The organism is Streptomyces sp. NPDC025273, assembly GCF_040638585.1.
Classification (GTDB): Bacteria; Actinomycetota; Actinomycetes; order Streptomycetales; family Streptomycetaceae; genus Streptomyces; species Streptomyces cinereorectus.
Genome location: NZ_JBEZYP010000015.1, coordinates 134,153 through 147,415 on the forward strand (window position 1 = coordinate 134,153; position 13,263 = coordinate 147,415).

A 13,263-nucleotide genomic window follows, 5' to 3' on the forward strand; every position below is an offset into this window, starting at 1 on the left:
CCCCCCCCCCCACACCCCCCCCGCCCCCCCCCCCGGGGGGGGGGGGGGGGCCCCCCCCCCCCCCCCCCCGGCCGCACACCTCGTCACTCTCCGACCGCTCCCGATGGCGGTCGTCGCCGTCCCGGGTTGTCGGTGGCACGTACTAGCGTGCCCGCAGCGTTTCGTCGATCTTGTACGCGTGAGGAGCCACGATGCCCGGAGACACCCCCGAGCCGCCCGCGAAGGATCTGCGCACCCTGATACCGGAGTACGCGGGCCTTGCCCGGGAAACCACCCTCCTCAACCCGGAGCCCGGCGACCCCGGCGTGCGGGAGAGCTCGCTGGGAGGCCAGCCGCTGTGGCCCGCGGACGAGCCGTGGCCGTACTGCGCGCAGGAAGACCACTGGACGTACGGGCCCGACTGGCGCAACCGCACCGAGATCGTCCCGGGAGCGGTGCCGATGGTGCCGATCCTCCAGCTGTTCGCGCGGGATGTGCCGGGGCTGAAGTTCCCGGACGGGAAGGATCTGCTGCAGCTCGTGTGGTGCGCGCTGACACATGAGCAGGATCCCGGGCCCGTGATGCCCCGGCTGTACTGGCGCAACGAGGGGGAGGTGGTGGCTGCAGGGCTGCTGTCCGAGATCCCCAGGGTGAGCGAGGGGGAGTACGACGAGGACCACATGCCGGCACCGTCCACGCTGTCCCCGACCGTCGCGGAGGACTGTCCGGCGTGGCGCGATCTGCCCAAGGACATGTGGGAGACCTGGGAGCCTCGTCTCCGCCTGCCGACGGGCGGCTCCATGTGGCCACCCGACTCCAACATCATCGGGACGAAGGTAGGCGGCTGGCCCGCCTGGACGCAGCCTGCCGACTGGCCGAGCTGCGAGAGCGGACACCGCATGGAACACCTCCTGACCATCACCGGCGACATACAGCTGGGCGACTGCGGCGGCGTCTACTTCTTTCATTGCCGCCAGTGCCCCGGCCTTCCGTGGGACTGGCGCTTCGACTGCCACTGACAGGCCGGGGCGGAGATATGATCTCGAAACCGGCAGAGACTGCTGCGCACCCTCCGTAATCGCAGAAATCTGCATAGTGATTCATCATTGTCGGCATGTGGCTGAAAACGGAAAACCCACCCGATTCGGTTCGATGGGGGTTGTCGCCCGGTTATGCACGGTTCGCTGTGCTGCCTTTATCCGCGGTGCGTCTCTATGCGCGGTCCTCACGTCGGAAGTCGGGCCGACTTCGATGACCGAAGGGGTGGGTGGAAACACCGTCGATGCGAGATGTCATCTTTTGGGTATCGCCGCATTTCTGTACGAGTGCTGCGTTTCTCCTGTGATGGCGGAGGGGTCGTCCGCTGCCCTCCCGGAAGGAATTGCTCGGAGGGTCGGCCGGTGCCATCGTGGGCGCGAGGGCCGGTGCAATGGGAAGTGGATGATCATTTTCATGGTAGAGTCATAATGAATTCACAGGGCGCCACGATTAAAAGGGGAATGGCGTGAACACTGAGAAGGTTACGGCTCGACGTCTTGCGGTCGAGGAGATTGCAGGCCTGGGTCTCCAGGACGGCATCTTCGTCTCGGCAGGGATGGACGGCCTTCCTCTCGACTGCTATGCCCCGGCTTTCCTCACGGAGCCGGGTAAGAATTTCGAGGGAGGTTCCTTCACCGCGAGGACGATCTTCGGTGAGGAAATTCACGTCCTTCCGGGCAACGCTGAAGAGGGCGGTATCTGGATTGCCGACCAGGCGGGGGAGGAAATCGAGGTTCTCCAGAGTGCCGGCGTCCTCCTGAACCTCGCCCTCTTCGTGCCCAACGGGAACAAGGAGTCCCTGGAGTCGCTCTACGCCGCCGCGCGGGACGCGTTCGGCGCGGGAGTCGTTCAGCGCTGGAGCGAGGAAATCGCCGCGGTGCCGGACGTCAAGGTCGATCTGTACGAGGAGCCGGTTCGGGGGCGGAAGAACACGAGCAGTCAGAATCGCGACCGCCGCGCCCTGGACATCTACCCGACCCGCGTGCGGTTCCTGGAGCCCAGCGAGGGCTGGAAGTTCATCGTCGAACCGCACAAGGAGATCGTCGATGACACACCGACGATCTGACCTGATGGCAGCCTAGAGGCAACGCCGGAGGCGCAAGCCCCCTCCCGGTGGCGAATTCAAGAGAACGTGGCAGCCCGCTGATCAAGCGGCAGTCGCTCAGCAGTCCAGTCAGACGCTCGGCCGGAGTCTCCCAGCCGAGCGTTCTGCGTGGGCGGGCGTTGGATTCCGCGGTGACGGTCCGGACCGTCCTGGCCGCGGGAAGGGATGGGCCTGGAGTTCGCCGTGACGGGCAGAGGTGTCCACGACTCAAGGCGCCGACAGTTAGGGTTTCACGAAACGCAGGCCAGAGACCCGACCCGCGGCTCCGGGGACACGTGACAGGCGCGCGGAGAGCGTCGCGCCGCAGTCGGCCTACGAGTGCCGCAGAGCTGCGGCGAGCCGGGCACGGGAGCGGACGCCGAGCTTCTGGTGGATCCGGGTCAGGCGGGCCTCGACGGTCTTGACGCTGAGGAACAGGCGGGCCGCGGCCTCCTGGTTGCCGGCGCCTTCGCAGACGAGCCGGGCCAGGCGCAGCTCCGCCTCGGTGAGGGGCGGCGCTGCCGGTGACTTGCCCGCCGCGGTACGGCGTTCGTCGCGCGGGACGGCGGGTTCGGCGGCGGTGAGGTCGAGCCAGGGCCTGGCTCCCGAACCGGGCGAAGATCTCCCCGGCCGGACGCAGGGCGGCCTGGGCGGGGGCCCTGCGGCGCAGCCGGCGCCCCACCCGGGCGAGGTGAACCAGGGTGCGGCCCTGTTTCCAGCGGCAGGTCCGCCCCCGCGAAGCGGGCGGCCGCACCCGTCAGGAGGTCCGCGGCGGTGTTCGGGTCGCCGTCCGCGGCCAGCCGGACGGCGTCCGCCCGGTCGAGGCCGATGAGGACGGTCGTACGGCCTGGGCGCTGTGAGCCAACTCGTCGAAGGAACGTTCCCAGACTTCACGGACATCACGGCTGATCAGCGTGCGCAGGGTGGGCCACAGGCTGATGAGAAGCCCGCGATTGAGGTACCGGATCAGATCGTCATGCTGGCCCTCGGCCAGGACGATGCGGTAGTAGCTCATCCGCAATCAGGGCTGGTCGAGGTCGAAAGTGGTCAGCCCCGACCACGCCAGGTGGAGTGGCAGGCTCACTGTGCCGTGCTCGGGGCCGACGAGCTCGGAGAGCGCTGCGGGCGCGCGCCGGGCGAACTTGGCACGGCGGAGATCGGAAAGGCTGGGCTGTGATGCCATACCCCGATTATCCAGGGAGAGGCCGCCGGGGGCCGACCGGACGGTGACGAGGCTGCATACGAATAAGCCCCCGGCCGTTGGCCTGGGACTTTTTCATGGAGCGGGTGACGGGAAGCGAACTCGCGCTCTGAGCTTGGGAATCAGCGGTCCTTGAGAAGGCGAAGAAGCTCTGGCCTGCACGTTTGGCCGGGGTGGACAAGGCTGGCGTGGCCTCTGGGCACCGGCCTTGACCGCTGTTGTCCGCTCCGCTGGGCACGGGTGGCGGCAGTGCACCAGAACCTGTTGAGGTTCATGCTCCGGGTGGGCTGGAGGGTCAGAGAGGGATGATGCGGACCTGGCTGCCGCAGAGCTTGGCCATGTCGTCGCTGTCGGAGGTCAGCAGGGCGGCGGGTTTCGGCTGGCGGAGCGCGACCTCGGCGACCGTGGCGTCGATGGCGTACTCGTGTCCGTGCAGCCCGGCGCCTTTGAGGAGCTCCGCTGCCCCTTTGGCTGCTTGCTCGGTGACCGGTTCTACCTTGATGCGGGACAGCGCCCAGTTCAGGCGGGGGATGTTCGTACGGGAGTGGCTGACTTCCACGATGGTGTTCGCCCCGATCACGATGTCGGCTCCCATGTCGTGGAAGACCTGCAACATCGCGAGCAACTTGCGATCCTGCGCGATCCAGGCGGAGAGCCCTTCCGAGTCCAGGACAACGGTCTCGATGCGCTCGCTCACGCGGCGTCCGCGCCCTTGGAGGAGCCGGCGCCGCCGAAGATCTTCGCGTGGGCCTCGGCGAGCTCCTCGGTGCTGAAGCCACCGTGCTCTTCCTCGTGCCGACGAAGGTCGTCGCCCAGGAGCTGGTGCCGAATCTGGCGGGCGACGGCTTCCGCTACATAGCCGGAGACGTTGTCCGTCAGCTTGCGGAGCTCCGCCACCTGATCGATGGGGAGCGTGACGGTGATGCGAGTCGTCGAGGACATGTGGCAAGCATACTGGAGTATGCGTGCAAAGGCTTGCGTCTTGCTGTCAATCGCCACTCTCCGTGATGTCCATCGGGTCGCCCCTGTCTTCCCCGGACTGGAAGCTGCTCATCGGTGATCGCAGGACTCGTGCGGGTGAGCAGGAGGGGATGTTTCCTGTCCCCGTCCTCGGTCGGCTACCCATGAGGCACCCGAGGTCCAACCTGGCACGCCCGAGGGTCCTTATGGCACGTGAATGGCGCGCGGGCCGTAGGAGGTCCAGACGACAAAGAAGCCCCCGGCCACTGGCCTGGGGCTTCTTCATGGAGCGGGTGACGAGAATCGAACTCGCGCTCTGAGCTTGGGAATCACCCGGCACTTTCGCCTGGTTATGGCCTCTGAGCTGTGTGAACGTCCGGCCGGGTTCCCGTCCTGGCTGCTCCGTGCGCCCCCTTGTTGACCGCCCCTACTGGCACGTTGTGGCGCACGGCCTCTCGAGCGTGCCCGGTGCGCCGGACGTAGTCGCATAGCGCTGTGGTGCGGGCTCTGCCGTAAGGAGCTCATCAAGCCGGCCGTCGCAGGCATCAGAGTCGCGTCAGCCCTTCTAGCGCTCGGGCCGTTAGGGACCAGGCTGGGGTGAACGGGCCTGTTCGCGGCACTGCCGACGAAACGTCGGGGCCCACTGATCTCAGGGCGTGTTGCCGTGGGCATGGATGCCGTCGGGGTGGCCGTCTCGTTGCTGCCCGTACTCGTTCTCGCCGCCGTCGTTCTCGTGCGGTTGCTGCTGCGGCGGGGCCGATGACGTCCGCCATGGGAGTGACCCAGAGCACTGCGCCGTATGGATGCCGCTAGGAAGGCAGTCAGCGGCGTATCGAGGTCGTCAACGAGGGGCGCTTTCGCGCCAAGGGTGCGCTTCTCTCGTGGTGTCCGTTCCTCCCCGAACCTCTTCAAGGAGCATGCGATGGCCGACGTGGCCTTCGTCGTCACCACGATCGCGGTGTTCGCGCTGGTGGTCCTCATCGCCAAGGGGGTGGCGAAGCTGTGACCGCCGAGAACATCGTCGGCCTCGTCGTGGCCGCCGCCCTGCTGGGCTACCTCGTCCTCGCCCTCGTCAAGCCGGAGAGGTTCTGAGTACGGATATGAGCCCCGTTCTTGCTGACGTGCTCCAGGTGACCGCACTGATCGTCGCGCTCGCCCTTGTGCACCGCCCCCTCGGCGACTACATGGCCGCCGTCTTCTCCTCCGGCAAGCACCTCCGGGTGGAGAAGTGGATCTACCGAGCCGTCGGAGCGAACCCCGACACCGAGATGCGCTGGCCCGCGTACCTGCGCGGTGTCCTGGCGTTCTCCGCCGTGAGCGTGCTGTTCCTCTACCTGATCCTGCGCATACAGGACGACCTTCCTGGGTCGCTCGGATTCGCGGCGATCACGCCGGACCAGGCGTTCAATACGGCGGCCTCGTTCACGTCGAACACGAACTGGCAGTCGTACTCGGGCGAGTCGTCCATGGGGCATGTCGCCCAGACCGCCGGCCTTGCCGTGCAGAACTTCGTGTCGGCCGCCGTCGGCATCGCGGTCGCCGTGGCACTGGTCCGCGGCTTCGCCCGCTCCCGCACCGGTGAGCTGGGCAACTTCTGGGCCGACCTGGTCCGCGGCGTCGTCCGTATCCTGATCCCGATCTCGGTGGTCGCGGCGATCGTGCTGGTCGCGACCGGTGCCGTGCAGAACTTCGCGGGTATCAACGAGATCACCACGGTCACCGGTCAGACGCAGTCGATCAGCCCCGGCGCGGTCGCCTCCCAGGAGGCCATCAAGGACCTGGGGACGAACGGTGGCGGTTACTTCAACGCCAACTCCTCGCACCCCTTCGAGAACCCCAACGGCTTCTCGAACCTCCTGACGATCTTCCTGCTGCTCGTCATCCCGTTCTCGCTGCCGCGCACCTTCGGCAAGATGGTCGGCAGCGTGAAGCAGGGCTACGCGATCGTCGCGGCGATGGCCACCATCTGGTTCGTCGGTGTGGTCCTGGTGACCTGGACCGAGTTCGCCCACCCCGGCACGGCCTCGCAACTCGCGGGTGGCGCTATGGAGGGCAAGGAGCAGCGGTTCGGCGAGGGGGCCTCCTCCCTGTTCGCGGTTTCCACGACGATGACGTCGACCGGTTCGGTCAACTCGTTCCACGACTCGTACAGCGGTCTGTCCGGCGGTGTGCTGCTGCTCGGCATGATGCTGGGCGAGATTGCGCCCGGCGGTGTCGGCTCCGGCCTCTACGGCATGCTGATCATGGCGATCATCGCGGTGTTCATCGCCGGTCTGATGGTCGGCCGTACTCCCGAGTACCTGGGCAAGAAGATCGGCACCCGCCAGATCAAGTACGCGGCCTGCTACATCCTGATCACCCCTGCCCTCGTCCTGGTCGGCACGGCGATCGCGATGGCCACCGGCAACGGTGAGTCGTCGATGACCAATGTCGGAGCGCACGGTTTCTCCGAGGTGCTGTACGCCTACACCTCCGCCTCGAACAACAACGGCTCGGCCTTCGCCGGCTTCGGCGCGAACACCGGGTTCCACAACACGGCACTGGGACTGTGCATGCTGCTCGGCCGGTTCCTGCCGATGGTGTTCGTCCTCGCGCTCGCAGGCTCGCTGGCGGAGCAGAAGCCCGTCCCCGCGACCGCGGGCACCCTGCGGACCGAGAAGCCGCTGTTCACCGGCCTCCTGGTCGGCACCATCATGATCATCACTGGTCTGACCTTCTTCCCGGCCCTCGCGCTGGGCCCGCTCGCCGAAGGGCTCGCGGCATGACCATCGACGTAAAGAAGTACGAGGACGCCATGTCCACCACGACGACGAGCCCAGCGCCGCACTCGGACGTGCCCACCGGGCGCAAGCCCGAGGGCGGGCGGGTCGGCGGGGGTCTGTTCGACCCGAAGCAGCTCCTGAAGTCCTTCCCGGACGCGCTGCGCAAGCTCGACCCGCGGGTCATGGTCAAGTCGCCGGTCATGTTCGTGGTGCTGATCGGATCGGTGGTCACCACCGTCCTCGCGATCAGGGACCCGGGCGACTGGTTCGGCTGGGCTATCACCGCCTGGCTGTGGCTGACCACGATCTTCGCCAATCTGGCGGAGGCCGTTGCCGAGGGCCGCGGCAAGGCCCAGGCCGACACCCTGCGCAAGGCCAAGACCGAGACCGTCGCCCGCCGGATCATCGGCAAGAACGAGGAGCGGGTTCCGGGGGCGGAGCTGAGGATCGGTGACCTCGTCGCCTGCGAGGCCGGCGACATCATCCCCGGCGACGGTGACGTCGTCGAAGGCGTCGCGTCCGTGGACGAGTCCGCCATCACCGGCGAATCGGCCCCAGTCATCCGCGAGTCCGGCGGCGACCGCTCGGCCGTCACCGGCGGTACGAAGGTCCTCTCCGACCGGATCGTCATCAAGATCACGACCAAGCCCGGTGAGACCTTCATCGACCGGATGATCAACCTTGTCGAGGGTGCCGCCCGGCAGAAGACCCCCAACGAGATCGCCCTCAACATCCTCCTGGCGTCCCTCACCATCGTCTTCCTGCTGGCCGTCGTCACCCTGAAGCCCTTCGCGATCTACGCGGGCGCCGACCAGCAGACCTCGATGATCGTCCTGACCGCTCTGCTGGTCTGCCTGATCCCGACGACCATCGGCGCGCTGCTCTCCGCGATCGGCATCGCCGGCATGGACCGGCTCGTCCAGCGCAACGTCCTCGCGATGTCCGGGCGTGCGGTCGAGGCAGCCGGGGACGTGTCCACGCTGCTGCTCGACAAGACCGGCACCATCACCCTGGGCAACCGGCAGGCGGCTGAGTTCGTGCCCGTACGCGGGACGACCGACGCCGAGGTCGCGGACGCCGCCCAGCTCTCCTCGCTGGCCGACGAGACCCCCGAGGGCCGCTCCATCGTGGTCCTCGCCAAGGAGAAGTACGGCCTGCGCGAGCGCCACCAGGGCGAACTCGCCCACGCCGAGTGGATCGCCTTCACGGCCCAGACCCGTATGTCGGGCGTGGACGTCGACGGCCGTCAGGTCCGCAAGGGAGCGACCGGCTCGGTCGTCGCCTGGGTCGAGGAGCGGGGCGGCACCGTCGCCTCCGATGCCCGCGAGCTGACCGACCGCATCTCCCAGGCGGGCGGCACCCCGCTGCTCGTCGCCGCCAAGGACGACAAGGGTGCCCGTGTCCTGGGCGTCATCCACCTCAAGGACGTCGTCAAGGACGGCATGCGTGAGCGGTTCGACGAGCTGCGCCGCATGGGCATCAAGACGATCATGATCACGGGTGACAACCCGCTGACGGCCAGGGCCATCGCCGAGGAGGCGGGCGTCGACGACTTCCTCGCCGAGGCCACCCCCGAGGACAAGATGGCCCTCATCAAGCGGGAGCAGGCCGGCGGCAAGCTGGTGGCGATGACCGGCGACGGTACGAACGACGCACCGGCGCTCGCGCAGGCGGATGTGGGCGTGGCCATGAACACCGGTACCTCGGCCGCGAAGGAGGCCGGGAACATGGTGGATCTGGACTCCAACCCGACCAAGCTCATCGAGATCGTCGAGATCGGCAAGCAACTCCTCATCACCCGAGGCGCGCTCACCACGTTCTCGATCGCCAACGACGTGGCGAAGTACTTCGCGATCATCCCCGCGATGTTCGCGGTGGCCTACCCGTCGCTCGACAAGCTGAACATCATGGGCCTGGCCTCGCCGGAGTCCGCGATCCTCTCGGCGGTGATCTTCAACGCGCTGATCATCATCGCGCTGGTGCCGCTCTCTCTGAAGGGCGTGCGGTACCGGCCGACCAGCGCCGACAAGATGCTGCGCCGGAACCTGGGCCTGTACGGGCTCGGCGGCCTGGTCGCCCCGTTCGTCGGCATCAAGCTCATCGACCTGCTCATCTCCCTCATCCCCGGAATCGGCTGATCAGCTATGAACAACTCCGTAGCGAACACGGGACGCCTGGCCTGGGCCGCGCTGCGCATGCTGCTCGTCCTCACGGTCGTCACCGGCATCCTCTATCCCCTCGCGGTCACGGGCGTCGCCCAGGGCCTCTTCCACGACAAGGCCAACGGCTCGATCGTCAAGGTCGAAGGCGAAGAGGTCGGCTCCGAGCTCATCGGCCAGACCTGGGACCTGCCGAAGAAGAACCCGGAAGACGAGAACGAGGTCGCCCGGCCGGATCCGAAGTGGTTCCAGCCGCGCCCCTCCAACAGCGGCTACGATCCGCTGTCCACCGGCTCCAACCAGCTCGGTGCGTCCGACCCGACTCTGACCAAGCTGGTCGGCGACACCAAGAAGGCCGTGGCCGCCTTCAACGGCGTACCGGAGTCCAAGGTCCCCAAGGACGCGGTCACCGGCTCGGCCTCCGCGATCGACCCGCACATCTCCCCGAAGTACGCGGAGATCCAGATCAAGCGGGTCGCCCAGGCCAACGGTCTGACCGAGCAGCAGGTCGCGAAGCTGGTCGAGGACCACACCGAGGGCCGCACCGGCGGCTTCCTCGGCGAACCTCACGTCAACGTCCTCACGCTCAACCTCGCACTGAAGGACCTGGCCGCACGCTGACGATCCCGTCGGCAGGCCGTACGGGAACCGTCGGGCCGGGACTCCCCCGTACCGGCGGTTCCCGTACCCGCCGACGGATTCCGCGAACGACGAGACGACAAAGAAAGGTGGCACCCCCGATGACCCGGGTGCTGGTGGTCGAGGACGAACCGCCGCTCGTCAGGGCCCTGACGATCAACCTGCAGGCGCGCGCGTACGAGGTGGACGCGGCCCCCGACGGCACCACCGCGCTGCGGCTGGCCGCCGAGCGCAGACCGGACGTCGTCGTCCTCGACCTCGGTCTTCCCGACACGGACGGCATCGACGTGATCAAGGCCCTGCGCGGCTGGACCCGCGTGCCGCTCGTCGTCCTCTCGGCTCGGTGCACCACCCACGAGAAGGTCGAGGCATTCGAGGCGGGCGCCGACGACTACATCACCAAGCCCTTCGACATGGCCGAACTGCTGGCCCGGCTGCGGGCCGCGGTACGGCGCAACACCAGGGACGGTACGGGCGGCGTGCTGCCTGCCGACGGGCCGCCGTCGCTCACGGTCACCACACAGGACTTCACCGTCGACCTCGCCGCCAAGAAGGTCCGGCGCGACGGCCGGCCCGTCCGTCTCACCCCGACCGAATGGCACCTGCTGGAGATCCTGGTCCGCACCCCGGGGCGGCTGATCAGCCAGCGGCAGCTCCTCGAAGAGGTCTGGGGGTCCACCTTCGCCGCCCGGACGAACTACCTCCGCGTCTACATGGCGCAGCTCAGGCGCAAACTGGAGAAGGACCCCTCCCAACCGCGCTACCTGATCACCGAACCGGGAATGGGCTACCGCTTCGAAGGCTGAGTGGCGCTCGCTCAGGGCAGGTCGTGGCAGCGTCCGCGACGGCCACGGAACCATCTGCTTCGACACGAAAGATCGCACCATGGGACGCGGAAAGCTTCGGATCTACCTCGGCTCGGCGCCGGGCGTCGGCAAGACGTACGCGATGCTCTCCGAGGCCCACCGCCGTGTCGAGCGGGGTACGGACTGCGTGGTCGCCTTCGTCGAGCACCACAACCGGCCGCGCACGGAGGTCATGCTGCACGGCCTGGAGCAGATCCCGCGCCGCGAGATCGAGTACCGGGGCAGCACCTTCACGGAGATGGACGTCGATGCGGTCCTGGCCCGTCGTCCGGCGGTCGCCCTGGTGGACGAGCTCCCGCACACCAACATCCCCGGCTCGCGCAACAGCAAGCGCTGGCAGGACGTCGAGGAGCTCCTCGCGGCCGGGATCGACGTCATATCGACGGCGAACATCCAGCACCTGGAGTCGCTGGGAGATGTCGTGGAGTCCATAACCGGTGTACGGCAGAAGGAGACCGTCCCCGACGAGGTCGTCCGCCACGCCGACCAGATAGAGCTGGTCGACATGTCGCCGGAGGCGCTGCGGCGGCGGATGGCCCACGGGAACATCTACAATCCGGACAAGATCGACGCCGCCCTGTCCAACTACTTCCGGCCCGGCAACCTCACCGCCCTGCGCGAGCTGGCCCTGCTGTGGGTGGCCGACCGGGTCGACGAGTACCTCAACCAGTACCGCTCGGACCACGAGGTCTCCGCGATCTGGGGGTCGAGGGAGCGGATCGTCGTCGGCCTGACCGGCGGCCCCGAGGGACGGACCCTCATCCGGCGGGCTGCCCGGCTCGCCGAGAAGGGCGCAGGCGGCGAGGTCCTCGCGGTCTACATCTCCCGCAGCGACGGCCTCGCCTCCGCCTCACCCAAGGAGCTGGCCGTCCAGCGGACCCTCGTCGAGGACCTCGGCGGAACGTTCCACCACGTCATCGGCGAGAACATCCCCTCCGCGCTGCTCGCGTTCTCGCGCGGCGTGAACGCCACCCAGATCGTCCTTGGCGCGAGCCGGCGCCGTTCCTGGCAGTACGTGTTCGGGCCCGGGGTCAGCGCCACCGTGGCCCGCGAGTCGGGTCCCGACCTGGACGTCCACATCGTCACGCACGACGCGGTCGGGCGGGGTCGAGGGCTGCCCAAGCGGCAGCGCAGCCGCCTCGGGGGTCCGCGTCTCGTGGCGGGCTGGCTGGTCGGTGTGGCCGGGCCGCTCCTGCTCACCCTGGTGCTGACGACGATGGGCGGCGGGACGGGGCTGGCCAACGAGATGCAGCTCTTCATGGCCGTGACCGTGGGGGCGGCGCTGCTTGGCGGGATGTGGCCGGCACTCGCCTCGGCCACTGTCGGCTCATTGCTCCTGAACTGGTATTTCACGCCCCCCGTCCACACGTGGACCATCGCCGACCCCGAGAACATCTTCGCCTTCTTCGTCTTCTTCGCCGTTGCGGCTTCCGTGGCGTCGGTCGTCGGCCTCGCTGCGCGCCGCACCCAGCAGGCCGCCCGGCTGCGGGCGGAGTCCGAGACCCTGTCCCTGCTCGCGGGCAGTGTGCTGCGCGGCGACACCAGCCTGGAGGCGCTGCTCGACCGGGTGCGGGAGACCTTCGCCATGGAGTCCGTCGCCCTGTTGGAGCGGACCAGCGACGTCGACCCGTGGACCTGCGTGGGCAGTGTCGGCCAGGCCCAGCCGGTCGTCCGCCCCGAGGACGCGGACGTCGACATGCCCGTCGGCGACCACCTGGCCCTGGCCCTGACCGGCCGGGTCCTGCCCGCGGAGGACCGGCGTGTTCTGGGAGCCTTCGCCTCCCAGGCCGCCGTCGTCCTGGACCGTCAGCGCCTGGTCGGCGAGGCGGCCGGGGCCCGCAAGCTCGCCGAGGGCAACAAGATCCGTACGGCCCTGCTCGCCGCGGTCAGCCACGACCTGCGCACCCCGCTGGCCGCCATCAAGGCCGCTGTCACCTCCCTGCGCGCCGACGACGTCGAATGGTCGGAGGACGACCGCGCCGAGCTGCTCGCCGGCATAGAGGAGGGCACCGACCGCCTCGATCACTTGGTCGGGAACCTGCTCGACATGTCCCGGCTGCAGACAGGGACCGTCATGCCGGTGTTCCGCGAGACCGACGTCGACGAGGTCGTGCCGATGGCGCTGGGCGGCGTACCCGAGGACAGCGTCGTCCTGGACATCCCGGAGACCCTGCCCATGGTCACGGTGGACCGGGGTCTGCTGGAGCGGGCCGTGGCCAACATTGTCGAGAACGCCGTCAAGTACACCCCCGCCGGCACACCGGTCCTGGTGGCCGCCAGCGCGATCGGCGACCGTGTGGAGCTGCGCGTCGTCGACCGCGGGCCCGGTATCCCCGACGAGGCCAAGGACGCCGTCTTCGAGCCCTTCCAGAGGCACGGCGACGCTCCGCGCGGCGCCGGTGTCGGGCTCGGACTCGCGGTCGCCCGCGGGTTCGTCGAGGCCATGGGCGGCACCGTCACCGCCGAGGACACCCCGGGCGGCGGGCTGACCATGGTGATCGCACTGCCTACGACACCGTCCCACCAGCCGGTCCGGCCCGAGCTACCGGCCGCGGCGACCACCTGAGCCGTGGCC

General features: G+C 68.4%; 12 protein-coding genes and 1 pseudogene. 9 read left to right on the forward strand and 4 right to left on the reverse strand.

Annotated elements, in window-relative coordinates; translation table 11 throughout:
- Nucleotides 1-191 precede the first annotated feature (191 nt).
- Both AB0F38_RS23750 and AB0F38_RS23755 read left to right on the forward strand, forming a co-directional pair.
- Nucleotides 192-998, forward strand: coding sequence for a DUF1963 domain-containing protein (locus tag AB0F38_RS23750; protein WP_361896807.1), 807 nt, complete (start codon nt 192-194; stop codon nt 996-998).
- Between the two features lie 485 nt (nt 999-1,483).
- The gene (locus tag AB0F38_RS23755) at nt 1,484-2,083 is read left to right on the forward strand and encodes a hypothetical protein (protein WP_361896810.1); all 600 of its coding nucleotides are present in this window, start codon (nt 1,484-1,486) and stop codon (nt 2,081-2,083) included.
- A gap of 351 nt (nt 2,084-2,434) precedes the next feature.
- Here the strand turns inward: AB0F38_RS23755 and AB0F38_RS23760 are convergent, their stop codons facing one another.
- The 4 genes and pseudogenes from AB0F38_RS23760 to AB0F38_RS23775 form a co-directional block, all read right to left on the reverse strand.
- Complete coding sequence (locus tag AB0F38_RS23760) at nt 2,435-2,596, reverse strand: LuxR C-terminal-related transcriptional regulator (protein ID WP_361896890.1); 162 nt, start codon at nt 2,594-2,596, stop codon at nt 2,435-2,437.
- Nucleotides 2,597-2,858: 262 nt separating this feature from the next.
- Nucleotides 2,859-3,284: pseudogene (locus AB0F38_RS23765) on the reverse strand (transcriptional regulator).
- Between the two features lie 313 nt (nt 3,285-3,597).
- Complete coding sequence (locus tag AB0F38_RS23770) at nt 3,598-3,999, reverse strand: DNA-binding protein (protein WP_361896813.1); 402 nt, start codon at nt 3,997-3,999, stop codon at nt 3,598-3,600.
- Nucleotides 3,996-4,244 carry a hypothetical protein gene (locus AB0F38_RS23775; protein ID WP_361896816.1) on the reverse strand — a complete coding sequence of 83 codons (249 nt, stop codon included), beginning with the start codon at nt 4,242-4,244 and terminating at the stop codon, nt 3,996-3,998. Before AB0F38_RS23775 ends, AB0F38_RS23770 begins: the two co-directional genes overlap by 4 nt.
- Nucleotides 4,245-5,130: 886 nt before the next feature.
- Here AB0F38_RS23775 and AB0F38_RS23780 point away from each other — a divergent pair.
- The 7 genes from AB0F38_RS23780 to AB0F38_RS23810 all read left to right on the forward strand — a co-directional run bounded on the left by AB0F38_RS23780 (nt 5,131) and on the right by AB0F38_RS23810 (nt 13,254).
- Nucleotides 5,131-5,268, forward strand: a complete 138-nt coding sequence (locus tag AB0F38_RS23780) for a hypothetical protein (protein ID WP_181010736.1) — start codon at nt 5,131-5,133, stop codon at nt 5,266-5,268.
- Nucleotides 5,265-5,354, forward strand: a complete 90-nt coding sequence (kdpF, locus tag AB0F38_RS23785; RefSeq protein WP_361896819.1) for a K(+)-transporting ATPase subunit F — start codon at nt 5,265-5,267, stop codon at nt 5,352-5,354. The genes AB0F38_RS23780 and kdpF overlap by 4 nt, the downstream gene beginning before the upstream one ends.
- A gap of 8 nt (nt 5,355-5,362) precedes the next feature.
- Nucleotides 5,363-7,027, forward strand: a complete 1,665-nt coding sequence (gene kdpA, locus AB0F38_RS23790; RefSeq protein WP_361896822.1) for a potassium-transporting ATPase subunit KdpA — start codon at nt 5,363-5,365, stop codon at nt 7,025-7,027.
- The gene (gene kdpB / locus AB0F38_RS23795; protein ID WP_361896825.1) at nt 7,024-9,162 is read left to right on the forward strand and encodes a potassium-transporting ATPase subunit KdpB; all 2,139 of its coding nucleotides are present in this window, start codon (nt 7,024-7,026) and stop codon (nt 9,160-9,162) included. Before kdpA ends, kdpB begins: the two co-directional genes overlap by 4 nt.
- 6 nt (nt 9,163-9,168) lie before the next feature.
- The gene (gene kdpC / locus AB0F38_RS23800; RefSeq protein WP_361896828.1) at nt 9,169-9,804 is read left to right on the forward strand and encodes a potassium-transporting ATPase subunit KdpC; all 636 of its coding nucleotides are present in this window, start codon (nt 9,169-9,171) and stop codon (nt 9,802-9,804) included.
- A 119-nt stretch (nt 9,805-9,923) separates the two neighbouring features.
- Nucleotides 9,924-10,628 (forward strand): response regulator transcription factor, encoded by a 705-nt coding sequence (locus AB0F38_RS23805; protein ID WP_361896830.1) that lies wholly within the window; start codon nt 9,924-9,926, stop codon nt 10,626-10,628.
- Nucleotides 10,629-10,707: 79 nt separating this feature from the next.
- Nucleotides 10,708-13,254 carry a sensor histidine kinase KdpD gene (locus AB0F38_RS23810; RefSeq protein WP_361896833.1) on the forward strand — a complete coding sequence of 849 codons (2,547 nt, stop codon included), beginning with the start codon at nt 10,708-10,710 and terminating at the stop codon, nt 13,252-13,254.
- Nucleotides 13,255-13,263: the final 9 nt, after the last annotated feature.